Here is an 18,070-nt window from a genome sequence, read left to right on the forward strand (position 1 = left end):
CTCATCACCGCCACCGTATCGATCAAGCGGGCGGTGTGTGCTGCTCAGAATGCGAGCCGGGTCGCCTCGGGGGTCTCGACAACAATTTTGGGCCGCGCCGGCAGCGGCGCTACCGGCGCAGCCGTTGCATGGCCGTTGTGGCGGCACGCTTGCTCATGCGGGGTGAACACCTGGCGCCGAAACAGTTCGGCCAGCATCGTTTGCGCCATCAACTCGGAGCGGCCGCTGCAGGCCGCGCGCGCGGCCTGCGGGTCACGTCGATGTATCGCCGAATGCTCGTCTTCGTAGAAGGGCAGCATGTCTTCGCGCCGGTACTGGTAGCTCGCCCAAAACGCGCCGGGTATCAGGTTTTGCGACGCGCGAATGAGGGCCTGCAGTCGTGGTCCCGCGTACTCCTCGTTGATCGTTCTGCGGTATTCCGAGGTGAGTTCGGCAAAGATCCGGGCGTCCTTGGCGGCGCGAAGCGTTCGCATCAGCCCGTCGAGCTCTCCCAGAATCCGAGGCGTGGGATTGGCCGCGGTGCGCGCGGACGCCATGCCATTGAGCACGCCCTCGAGCTCGTAGTGCTCGAGCACGGTCGATTGGTCGAAGCGTTCCACGAACGCTCCTCGGTGATAGCGCGTGGACACGATTCCGTCGTGTTCGAGCTGGACCAACGCCTCCTGGATGGGGACCCGGCTGACCCCGAGGCTCCCTGCGATCTCGTTGCGGTCGACACGGTCGCCGCTTCGTAGTTTGCCAGTCAGAATCAGGTTGAGGAGGTGCGCAACAACCTGGTCTTTTTCCTTGACCCCATATTTCTTTGGCATCGGTTTCGTCGAGTCTCTTTTCGGCCCGGTCCGGCAATCAGCGCTGGAAGTTTCTCACGACTGGGCACGCAAATTCTCAGATTTGACGATTAAATTTACGTTCTCGAAAGTCAGCGGCTGTCACGCCATCTGCACAACGCCTCGGCAGCTGCCAGGTCGTAGTCGGGCCCATCGCACCCGACGGTCAGCAGTGTGACTCCCAGACCGGCGAGTGCGTCGGCGTCGGCGCTGAGCCTGCTGCTGTCCTGAAGCGCGGCAGAACGCTCGATGGTGGCTGGATCCCGACCGACGTCGGCGCAGTGCCGGGCGAGCACCGCGGACTTCGCCGGGAACTCGTCAACGCCGGTGAAGCTGTGCCAGATGTCAGCGTGTTCGGCGACCAGCCGTAGCGTCTTGCGTTCGCCCCCGCCGCCGATCAGGACCGGAATGTCGCGAGTAGGCGCCGGGTTCAGCTTCGCCAGCCGCGTTTTGATCCGGGGGAGGGCGCCGGCTAGATCGTCGAGGCGGCTGCCTGCGGTGCCGAACTCGTACCCGTATTCGTCGTAGTCCTTCTGCTTCCAGCCCGAACCGATCCCCAGGATGAGCCGGCCGTCGCAAATGTGGTCGACGGTGCGAGCCATATCGGCCAGCAACTCCGGATTGCGGTAGGAGTTGCAGGTCACCAGCGCGCCGATCTGGATGCGCGAGGTCTGTTCGGCCCAGGCCGCCAGCATGGTCCAACACTCGAAATGGGCTCCATCGGGGTCGCCGAACAGCGGGAAGAAGTGGTCCCAGTTGAAGGCGATGTCGACACCGATGTCTTCGCACCGGCGCACGGCATCGCGGATATCGCCGTAGTGCGAGGCGTGTTGTGGCTGCAGCTGAACGCCGATACGCAAAGGTCGATCGGGATGTACGGGTGAGGTCATAAGACCACCGTAGGCGTGTTGCGGCGCGGGCTCAGCGCCCGCCGAGCACTCCACGCAGGATCTCGACTAGGACCCGGGGTTGGTCGCTTTGCACCGAATGACCCGAGTTCTCGACCGTCTGTGCGCCACGAAAACCCTTCGCACGCCCGCGCAGCTCGGCGATGTCCTCGTCGCTGACGAAGCCCGACTTACCGCCGCGCACCAGGGTGACCGGCGCCGCCAACGCATCGACGTCGTCCCAGAGGACGGCGAAGTCGGGGAAAGCGCGGATGGCGTCATAACGCCATGCCCAGTTGCCGTTCTCCAGCCGCCGAGAGTTGTGGAACACGCCGCGGCGCAGAGCCTTTACTTCGCGATGTGGTGCCGCGGCGACCGTCAGATCCAACATGGCCTGGAAGCTGGGAAACTCCCGCTCCCCGTGCATCAGGGCAACCGTGCCGCGCTGTTCCGCGGTCATTTCAGCGTGGCGCTGCAAGGCAGAGGGGGTGACGTCGATGAGCACCAGCTCGTCGACGAGTTCGGGTGCCAGGGCGCCGAGCCGTATCGCGGTCAGCCCGCCCAGCGACATCCCGACAACGAATTCGGCTTCGGATGCCAGCTCGCGCAGCGCCGGTACCAGTGCGTCCGCGTTGTGCTGGGGTGAATAGTCACCGTCCTGACGCCAGGCCGAATGGCCGTGGCCGGGAAGGTCCACCGCCAGCGCCGGTTCGCCAAGACCGACGATCACGGTGTCCCAGGTGTGGGCGTTTTGCCCCCCGCCATGCAGAAAGATCACCCGCGGGGCGCGGCCGCCCCAGCGCAACGCGCTGATCCTGGTCTCGGCCGCGCCGACTTCGATGCGCTCCACTTCCGGAAGCGGACCCGTCACCCCGGCCTGTTCGGCATTCTCGGCCAGCAGGTCGAACTCGGTGAGGCCGGTCAGATCGTCGGGGAAGGAGTCGGTCACACCTGCGACTCTACGAGCTGCGCCGAGCGTCACGCTGGGGTGACGCTCGGCGCAGAAAGCCACGCTGGCGTGACGCTCGGTAGGAAGGGGTTAGCCCTCGATGATGAACTCTTCGAGCTGGGTGCGCGCAACGTCGTCGGCCAGCTGCTTCGGCGGGCTCTTCATCAGGTAGGCCGATGCCGGGATGACCGGGCCACCGATGCCGCGGTCCTTGGCGATCTTGGCCGCCCGCACCGCGTCGATGATGATGCCCGCCGAGTTCGGCGAGTCCCACACCTCGAGCTTGTACTCCAGGTTCAGCGGCACGTCACCGAAGGCACGGCCTTCCAGGCGCACGTAGGCCCACTTGCGGTCGTCGAGCCAGGCCACGTGGTCGGACGGGCCGATGTGGACGTTCTTGTCCTCGACCTTGCCGGCCAGCGAGCCGGTGAGGTTGGACGTCACGGCTTGGGTCTTGGAGACCTTCTTGGACTCCAGGCGCTCGCGCTCGAGCATGTTCTTGAAGTCCATGTTGCCGCCGACGTTGAGCTGGTAGGTGCGGTCCAGGGTGACCCCGCGGTCCTCGAACAGCTTGGCCATCACGCGGTGGGTGATGGTGGCGCCGACCTGGCTCTTGATGTCGTCGCCGATGATCGGCACGCCGGCGTCCTTGAACTTCTTGGCCCAGGCCGGGTCGGAGGCGATGAACACCGGCAGCGCGTTGACGAACGCCACGCCGGCGTCGATGGCGCACTGGGCGTAGAACTTGTCGGCCTCCTCGGAGCCCACCGGCAGGTAGGACACCAGGACGTCGACCTTGTTGTCCTTGAGGACCTTCACCACGTCGACCGGCTCGTCGTCGGACAGCTCGATGGTGTCGGCGTAGTACTTGCCGATGCCGTCGAGCGTCGGACCACGCTGCACCACCACGTTGGTGGGCGCCACGTCGGCGATCTTGATGGTGTTGTTCTCCGAGGCGAAGATCGCGTCGGACAGATCGAAGCCGACCTTCTTGGCGTCGACATCGAAAGCCGCCACGAACTTGACGTCGCGCACGTGGTACGGGCCGAACCGCACGTGCATGAGGCCGGGCACCATCGAGTTGTCGTCGGCATTTTGGTAGTACTCGACGCCCTGGACCAGCGAGGACGCGCAGTTGCCGACGCCGACAATGGCGACTCGTACCTCAGGCTGCGCACCCGGCGCGCCTAGCGGCTTCTTCTCACTCATTCGGGCGTTCTCCTAACCTCATTGCTTCTGCGGTGTCTAGGCATTGTTGGTTTGCGGGGGTTCAGGTCTGTTCAGCGTGATTGGGTGCGGCGCGTTCGGCGGCGATGAGCTCGTTGAGCCACTTGACCTCACGCTCGCTGGACTCCAGTCCGAGTTGATGCAGCTGGCGGGTGTAGCGGTCGAACGAGCTGCTAGCCCGGGCCACCGCGTCACGCAGGCCTTCCCGGCGTTCCTCCACCTGGCGGCGACGGCCTTCCAGGATGCGCATCCGCGCTTCGGCCGGGGTGCGGTTGAAGAACGCCAGGTGTACCCCGAAGCCGTCGTCGGTGTAGTTGTGCGGGCCGGTGTCGGCAACCAGCTCGCCGAAGCGCCGACGGCCGGCATCGGTGAGCTGGTAGACCCGCCGGGCCCGCCGCACCGGCATCCCCGTGGGGGCGGCGTTCTCGGCGATCAACCCTTCGGCCTGCATGCGCCGCAACGCGGGATACAGCGATCCGTAGGAGAATGCCCGGAACGCGCCGAGCAGGCCGGTCAGGCGTTTGCGCAACTCATAGCCATGCATCGGCGATTCGATGAGCAGGCCCAGGATGGCGAGCTCCAGCATCGAACCACCTCCCTTGCATGCCTGGTTACGACGAACCGACGCCTCGCGCCATAGTATCGTCGCGATATATTCGCCACAACACAACCTACCGTTGGTGCGGTGTTAGTCACAGTTGGTTGGCGGGGAAACCCGCTGAACGACGAGCCCGTTCGGGCTAGGACGGGTAGTTCACCTGTTTGATGGTGCCGTCGCCGGCAAAGGCGATGTATCCACTGCCGTAGTCGCTCGAGACGTATAACTGTAGCGATATCGCCCCGGGGGTGGTCGGGTCGCTCGCGGGGTTGATGGACAGGTACATGTTGGTGACGTCTTTCTGCTTCATCCCCAGGGTCTCCGCGGCCCCGCGCATGATGCCCACTGCCGTCTTCACGTCGAACTTGCCCAGGTCGACGAGCGCGGTGTCGGCGCCGCTTCGGGCGCTGCCGGTGGGATCCCCCCAGCCGCCGCGGTAGGTGTAGCTCAAGATCCTGCGTTCGTCGGCGGGGTCTTTGCGGTCCAGCACCGCGTACTCGGGATAGATCACCATCCGGTAGCCCATCGTGTCCCCGAACCTCTTGCGGGTTTGTTCCAGCAGCCCGGTCAGCCCGCCCAGCGAGTGCAATTGCTTGGGCGGTGTCAGCACCACCGCCGCCACCCCGTCGGGCTTGGCGCCCGGGTCCGTCGTGAAGTCCAGCGGCGAACGGGTGTTCCCGTACAGGCCCCAGCCGATCGCAACACCTAACAAGATCGAGACACCCAACGCGGCCGCCAGCAGGCCAAGGCTGTTGCGCTGGCCCCGAGACTTGAGGGCCGGCACCTCTGCGGGCGCACTCTCGGATTGCAGGTCGGCGACCAAGTGCTGCAGGTCACCCAACGTAACCGCCTGGGTTGCCGTGGCGACCCGCTGGCGATGCTCCTCCATCGAGAGCTGGCCGTCGCTGAGGGCACTGTCGAGAATCTGGCAGGCGTCTTGCCGGTCGGTGTCCTTGGCCCGGGTCGCCGTCGAGCCTCCACGCGCAAGTGATGCGCCTAGCCATTTCGCCACGCCGATGATCGTAGAAGTCCCCGCCGGCAGGTGGTCAACGAATGCCCAGGAGACGCGCGATAACGGCATTGTTGCGTATCGGTGGTGCGGATCGCGACGTACTCTGGTCAGCGTGCGACTGCAGCGACAGGTAGTGGATTACGCGCTTCGGCGGCGCTCACTGCTGGCCGAGGTGTATTCGGGGCGCACCGGTGTTTCCGAGGTGTGCGACGCGAATCCCTATCTGCTGCGCGCGGCGAAGTTTCACGGGAAACAAAGTCAGGTGATCTGCCCGATCTGCCGTAAAGAGCAGCTCACGCTGGTGTCTTGGGTGTTCGGTGACCACCTGGGCCCGGTGTCGGGTTCGGCGCGTACCGCCGAAGAGTTGATCATGTTGACCACCCGGTTCTCCGAGTTCGCGGTGCACGTCGTGGAGGTGTGCCGCACCTGCAGTTGGAATCACCTGGTGAAGTCCTATGTCCTGGGTGCGGCACGTCCCGCACGTCCCCCGCGGGGAACCGGTGGCAAGCGCACGGCGCGCAATGGAGCCCGCACTGCCAGTGAGTAACGAAGGGCGCCACCACCAGCCGCCCAGCGACGCTCGGGGCGGTCCAGCGGGCGACGACATGGGCGGCCAATCCGGCAACGACGAACGGTCGCGTTCGGTGCCGGTTCCGCGTCGTGCGGTTCCTCCCGACGACAGGATGACCACGATCATTCCTGCGGTGTCGGATCCTCGCTCAGCTCGCCACGCCGACCCGATCGAGGAAGTCAAGGCCGCCCTCGACAGTCCGCCCTCGGCGCCCCTGCAGCGTGATCAGCTCGATCAGGTCAAGGCCGCGCTCGACGCCCCGCCGACGCGGCCCATCCGCAGCCGGCGCGGCGGCGGTGGGCTTCCGCCCGATGGCGGGGCGCCTCCACCCGCGGGGCCCGCGGGGCCTTCAGGTCCAACAGGTCGCTCTCGCGCCCGGTCCCACCGGTCCACGACACAGCGCGACTGGCTGCGCCGGATCAACTGGAAATGGGTGCGGCGGTCGGCCTACCTGGCCGCGGCGGTGGTCATCCTGCTGCCCATCGTCACCTTCACCATGGCCTACTTCATCGTAGATGTGCCAAGGCCGGGCGACATCCGCACCAATCAGGTGTCCACGATCCTGGCTAGCGACGGCTCCGAGATCGCCAAGATCGTTCCCCCCGAAGGCAATCGGGTCGACGTGAACCTCAGTCAGGTGCCCGAGCATGTCCGCGCCGCCGTCATCGCCGCCGAAGACCGCGGCTTCTACTCCAACCCGGGGTTCTCCTTCAGCGGCTTCGCGCGAGCGATAAAGAACAACTTGTTCGGCGGTGACCTGCAAGGCGGCTCCACGATCACCCAGCAATACGTCAAGAACGCGTTGGTCGGCTCGGCGCAACACGGGTGGAGCGGCCTGATGCGCAAGGCCAAGGAACTCGTCATCGCCACCAAGATGTCGGGGGAGTGGTCCAAAGACGATGTGCTGCAGGCCTATCTCAACATCATCTACTTCGGCCGCGGCGCATACGGGATTTCGGCAGCGTCCAAGGCCTACTTCGACAAGCCGGTCGAGCAGCTCACCGTGTCGGAGGGAGCCCTGCTGGCGGCGTTGATTCGGCGGCCCTCCACGCTGGACCCGGCGGTGGATCCCGATGGGGCGCTGGCGCGCTGGAACTGGGTGCTCGACGGCATGGTGGATACCAAGGCGTTGTCCGCCAAAGACCGGGCCGAGCAGGTATTTCCCAGGACCGTGCCGCCGGATCAAGCCCGCGCGGCCAACCAGACCACCGGGCCCAACGGGCTGATCGAACGCCAGGTCACCAAAGAGTTGTTGGAGCTGTTCAACATCGATGAACAGACCCTGAACACGCAGGGGCTGCAGGTCACGACCACGATCGATGCCCAAGCGCAGCAGGCGGCCGAAAAGGCGGTAGCGAAGTACCTCGACGGGCAGGATCCCGAGATGCGGGCCGCGGTGGTCTCCATCGACCCGCACAACGGCGCCGTGCGCGCCTATTACGGCGGCGACAACGCCAATGGGTACGACTTCGCCCAGGCCGGGCTGCAGACGGGGTCCTCGTTCAAGGTATTCGCCCTGGTGGCCGCCCTTGAACAGGGAATTGGCCTGGGCTATGACGTCGACAGTTCGCCACTGACGGTGGACGGCATCAAGATCACCAATGTCGAAGGCGAGAGCTGCGGTACCTGCAACATCGCGCAGGCGCTCAAGATGTCGCTGAACACCTCCTACTACCGGCTGATGCTCAAACTGAAGGGCGGCCCGGAGGCCGTCGCCGACGCCGCGCACCAGGCCGGCATTGCCACCAGCTTCCCGGGCGTGCCCCACACGCTGTCCGAGGACGGCAAGGGCGGACCGCCCAACAACGGGATTGTGCTGGGCCAGTATCAGACCCGGGTGATCGACATGGCTTCGGCCTACGCCACGCTGGCCGCATCCGGGATCTATCACCGGCCACATTTCGTGCAGAAGGTCGTCAACGCCGACGGCCGGGTTCTTTTCGACGCCTCCACCGAAGACAACACCGGTGACCAGCGCATCCCCAAGGCGGTAGCCGACAACGTCACCGCGGCAATGGAACCCATTGCCGGATATTCGCGTGGTCACAACCTGGCCGGCGGCCGGCCGTCGGCCTCCAAGACCGGCACGGTGCAGTTGGGCGACACCAGCGCCAACCGAGACGCCTGGATGGTCGGTTACACCCCGTCACTGTCGACAGCTGTGTGGGTGGGAACGGTCAAGGGTGACGAGCCGTTGGTGACCGCCTCGGGCGCACCGATTTACGGCTCGGGCCTGCCGTCAGACATCTGGAAAGCCACCATGGACGGTGCATTGAAGGGCACCGAGGTCGAGAGCTTCCCCAAGCCCACCGAGATCGGCGGCTACGCCGGCGTGCCGGCACCGCCTCCACCTCCACCGGAGGCGCCGCCGCCCTCGGAGACCGTCATCCAGCCCACGGTCGAAATAGCGCCCGGGATCACGATTCCCGTCGGGCCGCCAACCACCATCACTCTTGCTCCCCCTCCGCCACCAGGGGCGCCACCCGCCGACAATCCGCCACCGTGACGGACGCACAGACACAACGTTGCGCCACCTCGCCCGAACCGCTAGCCAGGGATCTGCGTAGCGCCGACTACCGCGATTTCCCCAGCCGCACTGATGTTTTGGGGTCCGCGCTGGCGGGTGTGATCGGTGGACCGGTAGGCCGCCACGCGCTGATCGGGCGCGCCCGTTTCATGACCCCGGTGCGGGTGATGTTCTTGATGGCCTTGGTTTTTCTGGCGCTCGGCTGGTCGACCAAGGCGGCCTGTCTGCAGACCACCGGCACCGGTCCGGGCGACGAGCGGGTAGCCAATTGGGACAACCAGCGTGCCTACTACGAACTGTGCTATTCCGATACGGTGCCGCTCTACGGGGCCGAACTGTTGAATCAGGGCAAGTTCCCGTACAAGTCGAGCTGGATCGAGACCAACGGCGAAGGTACTCCCCAGATTCAGTACGACGGCCGAATTGCAGTGCGCTACATGGAATACCCGGTTTTGACCGGGGTCTACCAGTACCTGTCGATGGCGCTGGCCAAGACCTATACCGCATTGAGCAAGGTGGCCCCCTTGCCGGTGATCGCCGAAGTGGTGATGTTCTTCAATGCCGCGGCCTTGGGCCTGGCACTGGCCTGGCTGGCCACCGTCTGGGCCACCGCCGGGCTGGCGGGCCGACGGATCTGGGACGCGGCCCTGGTGGCGGCCTCACCGTTGGTGATCTTCCAGATATTCACCAATTTTGATGCGCTTGCAACGGCATTCGCGATGGGCGGCCTGCTGGCCTGGGCGCGACGCAAACCATGGCTGAGTGGTGTGCTGATCGGATTGGGCGCTGCTGCCAAGTTGTATCCGCTGCTGTTCCTGGGCGTGCTGGCGGTGCTGGGTATCCGGTCCGGACGACTCGGTGGCGTGCTCCGCGCCATGCTGGCGACCGCGGCAACCTGGCTGATGGTGAATCTGCCGGTCATGGTGCTCTATCCGCGGGGCTGGTCGGAGTTCTTCCGGCTCAACACCCGGCGCGGCGAAGACATGGACTCGCTGTACAACGTCATCAAGTCGTTCACCGGCTGGCGCGGTTTCGATCCCTCGCTGGGCTTCTGGGAGCCGCCGGTGGTGCTCAACACCGTGGTCACGGTGCTGTTTGGGCTGGCCTGCGCGGCCATTGTCTACATTGCGCTCACCGCGCCGCGGCGGCCGCGGCTGGCCCAAGTTGCATTCCTGGTGGTCGCCGCCTTCTTGTTGACCAACAAGGTATGGAGTCCGCAGTTCTCGCTGTGGCTGGTCCCGCTGGCCGTGCTGGCGCTGCCGCATCGACGGGTTCTGCTGGCGTGGATGACAATTGACGCACTGGTGTGGGTACCGCGGATGTATTACCTCTATGGCAATGCCAGCCGTTCGTTGCCCGAACAGTGGTTCACCACAACGGTGCTGCTCCGTGACATCGCGGTGATGGCGCTGTGTGCATTGGTGATTCGACAGATCTACCGGCCCGAGGAGGACTTGGTGCGTTGGGACGGCCGAATCGACGATCCGGCGGGGGGCACTTTTGATCGCGCCGCCGATGCTCCTCCAGGGTGGTTGCCGGGCTGGCTGCGCCCGGTGCATTCACGACGGGTGATGGTGGCGGCCGCGCCCGAACCGGTCACGGTGGGGGGCCGGTGATGCAGGTCGCGATCCCGGTGTTTCCCCGGTTCACCGCGTTGGACGCGGTTGGCCCCTATGAAGTTCTGCAACGGATTCCGTCGATCGATGTGGTGTTCATCGGGCACCAGCGTGGTGAGGTGCGCACCGAAAACGGCATGCTCGGCGTGACCTGCGATGCCACCTTCGACGAAGTGGATGCGCCCGATGTCGTGGTGTTTCCCGGTGGCATCGGCACTCGGGGACTGCTCGAAGACGAAACCATCCGCGGCTGGCTGCAGGCGGTGCACCCGCACACCAGATTCACCACTTCGGTGTGTACCGGTGCGCTGCTGCTCGCCGCGGCCGGCTTGCTGGACGGATTGACCGCGACGACGCACTGGCGGGCCGCCGAACTGCTCAACGGGCTGGGTGCACGGTATGTGCCGCAACGAGTGGTCGAGCACCTGCCGCAACGGATCATCACCGCCGCCGGGGTGTCCAGCGGGATCGACATGGGATTGCGGCTGGTCGAGCTGCTGGTGGATCGCGAGGCCGCGCAGGCCACCCAACTGCTGATCGAGTACGACCCCGAGCCGCCGTTCGATGCCGGATCGCTGGCCAAGGCCGACGAAGGGGTCAGGGCCAGGGCGATCGAATTCCTCGACTCCCGCAAGTGAGCGGTCCATCCGATTTCGCAGGTTAAGCCGCGTCCGGTAGCCTGATGCGGTTGCCGACGCAGGCGACCCTTCTGCCGCGGAACTACCGTGGCCGTGCAGACCAGAGGAGGTGATGAGGTTCCCATGCGTCCATACGAAATCATGGTCATCCTTGACCCAACGCTCGACGAACGTACTGTTGCCCCGTCCCTGGAGACGTTCTTGAATGTCATCCGGAAAGACGGCGGAACGGTCGACAAGGTCGACATCTGGGGCCGGCGGCGCCTGGCCTACGAAATCGCCAAGCACGCCGAAGGCATCTACGCCGTCATCGACGTGAAGGCAGCCCCGGCGACGGTATCCGAGCTCGACCGCCAGCTGAGCCTGAACGAGTCGGTGCTGCGCACCAAGGTGATGCGCGCCGACAAGCGCTGACTGTCCGCTGTCAGCGCCGTTCCATAGGCTCGTGTGCAGGCTCGTTAAGACATGCTCATGACTACCCGCCAGGCGGATCCAGGAGGAAATTGTGGCTGGTGACACCACTATCACCGTTGTTGGAAACCTGACCGCTGACCCCGAATTGCGTTTTACGCCATCGGGTGCGGCCGTCGCGAATTTCACCGTGGCTTCCACACCGCGGATCTATGACCGCCAAAGCGGTGAGTGGAAGGACGGCGAGGCGCTGTTCCTGCGCTGCAACATCTGGCGTGAGGCCGCTGAGAACGTCGCAGAAAGCCTTACCCGGGGAGCGCGCGTGATTGTCAGCGGGCGGCTCAAGCAGCGGTCCTTCGAAACCCGTGAGGGCGAGAAGCGCACCGTCGTCGAGGTCGAGGTCGAGGAGATCGGACCGTCGCTTCGGTACGCGACCGCCAAGGTGAACAAGGCCAGCCGCGGCGGCGGTGGTGGCGGCTTCGGCGGTGGCGGTGGCGGTGGCGGTGGCGGTGGGGCGCGTCAGGCGCCCGCGCAGGCCAGCAGCCCGGCAGGGGGCGACGACCCGTGGGGCAGTGCCCCGGCATCGGGTTCGTTCGGCGGCGACGACGAACCGCCCTTCTGAACCAACAGAATTTCAGACCAGTAAGAAACGGAAAGAAACAGACACATGGCCAAGTCCAACAAGCGTCGTCCGGCTCCGGAGAAGCCGGTCAAGACGCGCAAATGCGTCTTTTGCGCCAAGAAAGACCAAGCAATCGACTACAAGGACACCGCGCTGCTGCGGACCTACATCAGTGAGCGCGGCAAGATCCGTGCCCGCCGGGTCACCGGCAACTGTGTGCAGCACCAGCGTGACATCGCCCTGGCGGTGAAGAACGCTCGCGAGGTCGCGTTGCTGCCCTTCACCTCGTCGGCGCGGTAATCGACGGTAATCGCTGAAAGCCCAACGAAAGTACGTATAACGATGAAGCTGATACTGACGGCTGACGTCGACCACCTCGGTTCCGTCGGCGAAACAGTCGAGGTCAAGGACGGGTACGGCCGCAACTTCCTACTACCGCGCGGGATGGCGATCGTCGCCTCGCGAGGTGCGCAGAAGCAGGCCGATGAGATCCGCCGGTCCCGCGAGACCAAGGCGGTACGCGACCGCGAACACGCCAACGAGATCAAGACCGCCATCCAGGCGCTCGGCTCGGTCGCGTTGCCGGTGAAGACCGCTGCCGACTCCGGCAAGCTGTTCGGCTCGGTCACCGCTGGTGACGTCGTGGCCGCCATCAAGAAGGCGGGCGGGCCGAACCTCGACAAGCGGATCGTGCGGCTGCCCAAGGCCCACATCAAGGCGGTGGGCACCCACCCCGTGGTGATGCATTTGCACCCCGAGATCGAGGTGGAGCTCTCCGTCGACGTGGTCGCGGAAAGCTAGCCCGCACTAACAAGCAATGTCCCCGGTGGCGGCCAGTGGCCGCCACCGGGTTTTGTGCTGCTCGGAGCCATATGCGAGATAGCTGGGAAGCGCGATGCGGCGGCGCCCGGCTGGCGAACTTTCCAGAGCATGGTTTCGGACGTGCCTCGTTACCACTGATTAACTTGGGGAAAATCTCGGCGAAAACCAACACGCCCGACGCAGTAACCTGACCCGACACGCCGAAGAGATTCTTGTCCACACTGAATGTCTGGCGTTGGATAGCGGTCACCTGCAGTGATGTATAGAAGGTCGGCCTTGATCCACAGGTTTTCCACACCCCCCTCAACACCGGCGTCAATGGATATGCACACACGATGCACAGGTTCATAAACAGCAGGCACTTGGAGTACTCGCCAGCAACGTCTAGCGTCGTCCCGTCGCAAGACGATGGGTGTGTGGGAGTGGGGGTTGTCGGTGCCTTGACTTACGCTCTGAAACTCGGCGATCGAATGTACGTTCGGATGCTTATTTCGGAGGAGGTGAGAGCCAATGGCTGTCGTTGACGACCTCGCGCACTCGGACAACATGGATGCCCCGCCGCCGAGTGAAGACTTCGGCCGGCAGCCGCCGCAGGATCTCGCCGCGGAGCAGTCGGTGCTGGGCGGGATGCTGTTGAGCAAGGACGCCGTCGCCGATGTGCTGGAGCGGCTGCGGCCCGGTGACTTCTACCGTCCGGCTCACCAGAACATCTATGACGCCATTCTGGATCTCTATGGGCGCGGGGAACCGGCCGACGCGGTGACGGTGGCCGCCGAGTTGGATCGGCGCGGCCTGCTGCGGCGTATCGGCGGTGCGCCCTATTTGCACACCCTGATCTCAACGGTGCCGACCGCCGCCAACGCCGGCTACTACGCGGGCATCGTTGGCGAGAAGGCGCTGCTGCGCCGTCTGGTGGAGGCCGGCACGCGGGTGGTGCAATACGGCTATGCCGGTGCCGAGGGCGCCGATGTGGCCGAGGTGGTCGACCGCGCGCAGGCCGAGATCTACGACGTCGCCGATCGGCGGCTGTCCGAGGATTTCGTGCCGCTGGAAGATCTGCTGCAGCCAACGATGGACGAGATCGACGCCATCGCTTCCAACGGTGGGATCTCGCGCGGTGTGCCGACCGGATTCACCGAACTCGACGAGGTGACCAACGGCCTGCACCCGGGTCAGATGATCATCGTCGCGGCGCGCCCGGGTGTGGGCAAGTCCACGTTGGGCCTGGACTTCATGCGCTCCTGCTCGATCAAGCACCAGATGGCCAGCGTCATCTTCTCGCTGGAAATGAGCAAGACCGAGATCGTGATGCGATTGCTGTCAGCGGAGGCGAAAATCAAACTCGCCGACATGCGTTCGGGCCGGATGACCGACGATGACTGGACCCGGCTGGCGCGTCGGATGAGCGAGATCAGCGAGGCGCCGCTGTATATCGATGACTCGCCGAACCTGACCATGATGGAGATCCGGGCCAAGGCGCGCAGACTGCGCCAGAAGGCGAATCTGAAGCTCGTGGTCGTCGACTATCTGCAGCTGATGACCTCCGGTAAGAAGCACGAGTCGCGGCAGGTGGAAGTCTCGGAGTTCTCCCGGCATCTGAAGCTCTTGGCCAAGGAGATCGAAGTCCCGGTGGTCGCGATCAGCCAGCTCAACCGTGGTCCCGAGCAACGTACCGACAAGAAGCCGATGCTTTCGGACCTGCGTGAGTCGGGCTCGCTGGAGCAGGACGCCGACATGGTCATTCTGCTCAACCGCCCGGATGCATTCGAGCGGGACGACCCGCGTGGGGGAGAAGCGGATTTCATTCTGGCCAAGCACCGTAACGGTCCGACCAAGACGGTGACCGTCGCGCACCAGTTGCACCTGTCGCGCTTTGCGAACATGGCCAGATGAGCCGCGGTGGTAGTGCATCGGATGCGGTTAGAGGTCAACAGCAGGCTGTTCAGCGCACTAGACAAACGCAAGGTGGCCGCGATGCCCTTGTGCACCTGCCGATCAAGTCGTCCAGAAATCATTGTGATTGTTGAACAACGAGGCACCCCGCGACAATCGCAAGGCTATCCACGAGCTGCACTGACAGCCGCGACCAGAGCGCTTTACGACGCTTTGCAATGCGCTCACACACCGTCGCGTTTCACGGCGTACGGTTCTTGGGCATGAGTCGTCGAGGGTCGCATACCAATTCCTTCCGATTGCTCGGCGCCGTCGCGGCGTTCGGGCTGATCGTCTCGGGCTGCTCGGACTCCGATGGCGAGTCCTCGTCGGCGGACACCTCCACCTCTTCGGCGGCGTCCTCCACCACGGCCGGGGCAGCGACCGTCAAACCCCTCGATCAGGCCGCGCTGCAGGCAGCCCTCGACCAAGGCGCCCAGGAGTTCCTGCTGCCCGGTGCGGTGGCGCTGCTTCGCACTCCTTCCGGCACGGTCACCGCGACCTATGGCACCACGGAGCGGGGCGGCGGCAGGCCCGTCTCCGTCGACGACCACGTCCGGGTCGGATCCAATACCAAGACGTGGACGGCGACCGTCATCCTCGAGCTCGCGCAGGAGGGCACGCTCGCCGTCACGGACCCCGTCTCGAAGTACCGCCCGGATGTGCCGAACGGCGACAACATCACGATCGAGCAGCTGCTGAACATGCGTAGCGGCCTCTACAACTACAGCGAGACACCAGAGGTCAACGAGGCGCTCGACAATGACCCGCAGCGGGTGTGGACCCCGGACGAACTGTTGACGATCGCTTATCAGAACCCGCCCTACTTCCTGCCCGGCGCGGGATACCACTACTCCAACACCAACTACGTGCTCCTCGGCCTGATCGCCGAGCAACTCGACCGCAAGCCGCTGGCCGAGATCTACCAGGAGCGGATCTTCGCGCCCGCCGGACTCACCAGCACGGTGTTCCCCGAGCTGCCCGACACGTCGCTACCTGATCCCTACTCGCACGGCTACTTCTACGGCACCAACATGCTCACTATCAGCGATCCGGCGCTGCCCGAGGACATGCAGGCCGCCGCGAAAAACGGGTCCCTTGCACCGGCCGACGTCACCAACAACAACCCGTCGTGGACGTGGGCGGCGGGAGGTGGCATCTCGACCGCGAACGACCTCGCCACCTGGGGGGAAGCCCTCGCCGGCGGGAAGGTGCTTGACGGGCAGATCCAGCAGCAGCGGATGGCCAGTATCCAATCGACCGACCCGTCCAACCCGGCAGCAGCCGGCTACGGCTGGGGGATGGCGAAGTTTGGCCCGATGTACGGTCACACCGGCGAGTTGCCCGGGTACAACTCGTTCATGGGGTCGGACCCGGAGAACAACGTCACCCTCGTCGTCTGGGCGAATCTCGCGCCAGGCGTCGACGGGCACGACCCGGCGGCCACCATCGCCAGGGGCGTCATCGATAAGATGTACGCCGGGTAGGGGCTCTCAGAGACCCGGCGTGCGGCGGCCCACCATTGGGTCGCCCGCGACCTCGTTGGTCGGTGACCGCGAGGCACCCAACGAACCGAAGGCAGGGAACGGAATGGTCTGTCGCTGAGGGCCGGCCTAGTCGCCGACCGATGGTTGTCGAGCGGCTCCTGTCGATTCTCTTGGGTTCCACCGCCGGTGCCAGAACGATGGCCAACTCACGAATAGGTGAGTTTGCAGTTGTCAGTCCCACCCCGTTCTCGGTGGTCTTATTGCGGCCGCCAGGACCTACGCGCAACCCGTTCCTGCAGGGTCGCGTAGATTCTTTGACGAGCAATCCGAGCACCTAACGCAGCATCCAACGAAGGCCATCATGTCCGACGATCAGAACACAGGCGTTCCACCGAATCACCTCTCCATCGATCCGCGCAGCGCCTTCTATAGCGAAGAGGTCCTCCGCCGCGACGTGGGTATTCGGTTTAATGGCGTCGAGAAAACCAATGTTCACGAATACAACGTGGCTGAGGGGTGGGTGCGTGTTGAAGTCCCTACCGCGAAGGATCGCCGCGGAAATCCAATGGTCGTCAAGCTCAGCGGCACGGTTGAACCCTATTTTCGCTGAGAGAAATAGCAGCCGCCGCGAATTCTCTGCCGGGGCCGTCGAACGGCCCCGGCGGTCAGCCCGTGGCTCGATCACGGAGCGAATCTGAGCTACGGCCCGACCCTGCCCGGACAGGCCCCAAGGGGGGGATGACCGATTCGGCAACCAGGCTGGTCGCGGCTGCCGCCGCGGCGGCCGACGACGAGTTGATCGCTGCCCGATGCGAACTGATCCGCGCAAAAATTGCATTTGCGGCCAGCCGCGGCTCCGACGCCCCGCCACTTCTGCTTGCCGCGGCCAAACGAATGCAACGCCTCGACCCGTTGGAGTCGCGGAAGGCTTACCTCGGAGCGGTGCTGGCGTCTATCCTGGTCGGCTGGATGTCGACCGACCAGCACAATTCGTCGCCCTCGGTCGCAAAGGCGGCCAGCAATGCGCCGGCCGCTCCGCACCCTGCGCGCGCGCTCGACGTATTACTGGACGGCCTGGTCATCAGATTGACCGAGGGCTACGTTGCGGCGGCCCCCATCTCCGCAGCGCGATCCGAGAGTACCTGCGCGAGCGGGACATCGGCGTGGCCGAACCGGGTTGGCACGATCTCACCGCCCGCGTCTGCTTGGACCTGTTCGACCAGGACGCCTACAACTTCCTGGCGGCCCGCCAGGTCGAAGATCTTCGGGCAGCCGGCGCGTTGACGATGCTTCCCGTCGCGCTTGTGACGTTAGCGGGAGTCTGTGTCTCGGCAGGCAATTTCGGGCAGGCCGATGCCTTGCTCGATGAGTCTGCCGCCATCATCGCCGCGACCGGCGCGCCCCCGCGTCCGGCGATAAAGACCTACCTCGCCGCATACCGCGGACAGGAACAGCTATGCCGCGATGGAGTGCAGCAAACGGTCGACAGTGCAGCGAGTCGTGGCGAGGGATATGACGTTTCGGTCGCCATGTACGCGGCCGCGATCTTGCACAACGGGCTCGGTCAGTACCAGGAGGCGTTCCACGCCGCAGCATCGGGCGCACGCTACGACGACCTCGGAATGTGCGGCTACCTGCTGGGCGAACTGGTCGAAGCGGCTGTGCGATGCAAGGAGCGCAATGCAGCAACAGAGGCGCTGGGACGACTCCTCAAACGGACCAAGGCCAGTGGCACTCCCACAGCCCTCGGCATAGGCGCCAGCGCCACTGCGCTCGTGTCCGACGGCTCAATCGCCGATGCCGCGTATCGCGAAGCCATCACACACTTGCAGAGCAGTCCGGTCGTGCGAGGTGGGCATCTTCGCGAACAGCAACCGTGGAGTGACCACCAACGTCGAACAAAATTCCACTAATGGCAGAGGACCGATCCCTCCGCGCTATCGG

Annotated in this window: 18 protein-coding genes; 12 read left to right on the forward strand and 6 right to left on the reverse strand. The window is 64.9% G+C overall.

Annotated features, from left to right (window positions below):
- Positions 1-44: 44 nt before the first annotated feature.
- The 6 genes from CCUG20998_RS00320 to CCUG20998_RS00345 all read right to left on the reverse strand — a co-directional run bounded on the left by CCUG20998_RS00320 (position 45) and on the right by CCUG20998_RS00345 (position 5,500).
- A complete protein-coding gene (locus tag CCUG20998_RS00320) occupies positions 45-809 on the reverse strand; it encodes a GntR family transcriptional regulator (protein ID WP_036456847.1) in 765 nt (254 codons plus the stop codon).
- 110 nt (positions 810-919) lie between these two features.
- Positions 920-1,717 carry an LLM class F420-dependent oxidoreductase gene (locus CCUG20998_RS00325; RefSeq protein ID WP_020731233.1) on the reverse strand — a complete coding sequence of 266 codons (798 nt, stop codon included), beginning with the start codon at positions 1,715-1,717 and terminating at the stop codon, positions 920-922.
- Between the two features lie 31 nt (positions 1,718-1,748).
- Positions 1,749-2,663, reverse strand: a complete 915-nt coding sequence (locus CCUG20998_RS00330; RefSeq protein ID WP_012392070.1) for an alpha/beta fold hydrolase — start codon at positions 2,661-2,663, stop codon at positions 1,749-1,751.
- A gap of 90 nt (positions 2,664-2,753) precedes the next feature.
- On the reverse strand, positions 2,754-3,872 hold the full coding sequence (locus CCUG20998_RS00335; RefSeq protein WP_011738462.1) for an inositol-3-phosphate synthase: 1,119 nt from the start codon (positions 3,870-3,872) through the stop codon (positions 2,754-2,756).
- Between the two features lie 61 nt (positions 3,873-3,933).
- A complete protein-coding gene (locus tag CCUG20998_RS00340; RefSeq protein WP_011738463.1) occupies positions 3,934-4,476 on the reverse strand; it encodes a PadR family transcriptional regulator in 543 nt (180 codons plus the stop codon).
- A 154-nt stretch (positions 4,477-4,630) separates the two neighbouring features.
- A complete protein-coding gene (locus CCUG20998_RS00345; protein ID WP_036457118.1) occupies positions 4,631-5,500 on the reverse strand; it encodes a DUF1707 SHOCT-like domain-containing protein in 870 nt (289 codons plus the stop codon).
- Between the two features lie 112 nt (positions 5,501-5,612).
- On the opposite strand from CCUG20998_RS00345, the gene CCUG20998_RS00350 reads away from it, so the two are divergent.
- From CCUG20998_RS00350 to CCUG20998_RS00410, 12 genes are all read left to right on the forward strand, one after another.
- Entirely contained in the window at positions 5,613-6,047 is a 435-nt protein-coding gene (locus CCUG20998_RS00350; RefSeq protein ID WP_012392073.1) for a DUF5318 family protein, read from the forward strand.
- A complete protein-coding gene (locus CCUG20998_RS00355) occupies positions 6,040-8,577 on the forward strand; it encodes a transglycosylase domain-containing protein (RefSeq protein WP_103654046.1) in 2,538 nt (845 codons plus the stop codon). Before CCUG20998_RS00350 ends, CCUG20998_RS00355 begins: the two co-directional genes overlap by 8 nt.
- On the forward strand, positions 8,574-10,214 hold the full coding sequence (locus CCUG20998_RS00360; RefSeq protein WP_036456849.1) for a glycosyltransferase family 87 protein: 1,641 nt from the start codon (positions 8,574-8,576) through the stop codon (positions 10,212-10,214). The genes CCUG20998_RS00355 and CCUG20998_RS00360 overlap by 4 nt, the downstream gene beginning before the upstream one ends.
- Positions 10,214-10,852, forward strand: coding sequence for a DJ-1/PfpI family protein (locus CCUG20998_RS00365; protein ID WP_036451713.1), 639 nt, complete (start codon positions 10,214-10,216; stop codon positions 10,850-10,852). The genes CCUG20998_RS00360 and CCUG20998_RS00365 overlap by 1 nt, the downstream gene beginning before the upstream one ends.
- A 123-nt stretch (positions 10,853-10,975) precedes the next feature.
- Complete coding sequence (rpsF, locus tag CCUG20998_RS00370; RefSeq protein ID WP_011738469.1) at positions 10,976-11,266, forward strand: 30S ribosomal protein S6; 291 nt, start codon at positions 10,976-10,978, stop codon at positions 11,264-11,266.
- A 91-nt stretch (positions 11,267-11,357) separates the two neighbouring features.
- Entirely contained in the window at positions 11,358-11,885 is a 528-nt protein-coding gene (locus tag CCUG20998_RS00375; RefSeq protein WP_012392077.1) for a single-stranded DNA-binding protein, read from the forward strand.
- A 45-nt stretch (positions 11,886-11,930) separates the two neighbouring features.
- Positions 11,931-12,185 carry a 30S ribosomal protein S18 gene (gene rpsR / locus CCUG20998_RS00380; RefSeq protein WP_011738471.1) on the forward strand — a complete coding sequence of 85 codons (255 nt, stop codon included), beginning with the start codon at positions 11,931-11,933 and terminating at the stop codon, positions 12,183-12,185.
- Between the two features lie 42 nt (positions 12,186-12,227).
- Positions 12,228-12,686, forward strand: a complete 459-nt coding sequence (gene rplI / locus CCUG20998_RS00385) for a 50S ribosomal protein L9 (protein ID WP_020731238.1) — start codon at positions 12,228-12,230, stop codon at positions 12,684-12,686.
- Between the two features lie 531 nt (positions 12,687-13,217).
- Positions 13,218-14,600, forward strand: a complete 1,383-nt coding sequence (gene dnaB / locus CCUG20998_RS00390) for a replicative DNA helicase (RefSeq protein WP_012392079.1) — start codon at positions 13,218-13,220, stop codon at positions 14,598-14,600.
- 263 nt (positions 14,601-14,863) lie between these two features.
- On the forward strand, positions 14,864-16,126 hold the full coding sequence (locus tag CCUG20998_RS00395) for a serine hydrolase domain-containing protein (RefSeq protein ID WP_166436232.1): 1,263 nt from the start codon (positions 14,864-14,866) through the stop codon (positions 16,124-16,126).
- A gap of 361 nt (positions 16,127-16,487) precedes the next feature.
- Positions 16,488-16,736 carry a DUF3297 family protein gene (locus CCUG20998_RS00400; protein ID WP_036456850.1) on the forward strand — a complete coding sequence of 83 codons (249 nt, stop codon included), beginning with the start codon at positions 16,488-16,490 and terminating at the stop codon, positions 16,734-16,736.
- Positions 16,737-17,289: 553 nt separating this feature from the next.
- Positions 17,290-18,039, forward strand: a complete 750-nt coding sequence (locus CCUG20998_RS00410) for a hypothetical protein (protein WP_142399724.1) — start codon at positions 17,290-17,292, stop codon at positions 18,037-18,039.
- Positions 18,040-18,070: the final 31 nt, after the last annotated feature.

Origin of the sequence: Mycobacterium marinum, from assembly GCF_003391395.1 — a bacterium.
In the GTDB taxonomy this organism is placed as follows: Bacteria; Actinomycetota; Actinomycetes; order Mycobacteriales; family Mycobacteriaceae; genus Mycobacterium; species Mycobacterium marinum.

What these genes read in the sequence shown, in the direction of transcription:
- rplI (WP_020731238.1), top strand. Translation starts at nt 12,228, where the DNA reads ATGAAGCTGATACTGACGGCTGACGTCGACCACCTCGGTTCCGTCGGC.
- CCUG20998_RS00365 (WP_036451713.1), top strand. Translation starts at nt 10,214, where the DNA reads ATGCAGGTCGCGATCCCGGTGTTTCCCCGGTTCACCGCGTTGGACGCG.
- CCUG20998_RS00320 (WP_036456847.1), bottom strand. Translation starts at nt 809, where the DNA reads ATGCCAAAGAAATATGGGGTCAAGGAAAAAGACCAGGTTGTTGCGCAC.
- CCUG20998_RS00400 (WP_036456850.1), top strand. Translation starts at nt 16,488, where the DNA reads ATGTCCGACGATCAGAACACAGGCGTTCCACCGAATCACCTCTCCATC.
- CCUG20998_RS00335 (WP_011738462.1), bottom strand. Translation starts at nt 3,872, where the DNA reads ATGAGTGAGAAGAAGCCGCTAGGCGCGCCGGGTGCGCAGCCTGAGGTA.
- rpsR (WP_011738471.1), top strand. Translation starts at nt 11,931, where the DNA reads ATGGCCAAGTCCAACAAGCGTCGTCCGGCTCCGGAGAAGCCGGTCAAG.
- CCUG20998_RS00395 (WP_166436232.1), top strand. Translation starts at nt 14,864, where the DNA reads ATGAGTCGTCGAGGGTCGCATACCAATTCCTTCCGATTGCTCGGCGCC.
- CCUG20998_RS00325 (WP_020731233.1), bottom strand. Translation starts at nt 1,717, where the DNA reads ATGACCTCACCCGTACATCCCGATCGACCTTTGCGTATCGGCGTTCAG.
- dnaB (WP_012392079.1), top strand. Translation starts at nt 13,218, where the DNA reads ATGGCTGTCGTTGACGACCTCGCGCACTCGGACAACATGGATGCCCCG.
- rpsF (WP_011738469.1), top strand. Translation starts at nt 10,976, where the DNA reads ATGCGTCCATACGAAATCATGGTCATCCTTGACCCAACGCTCGACGAA.
- CCUG20998_RS00340 (WP_011738463.1), bottom strand. Translation starts at nt 4,476, where the DNA reads ATGCTGGAGCTCGCCATCCTGGGCCTGCTCATCGAATCGCCGATGCAT.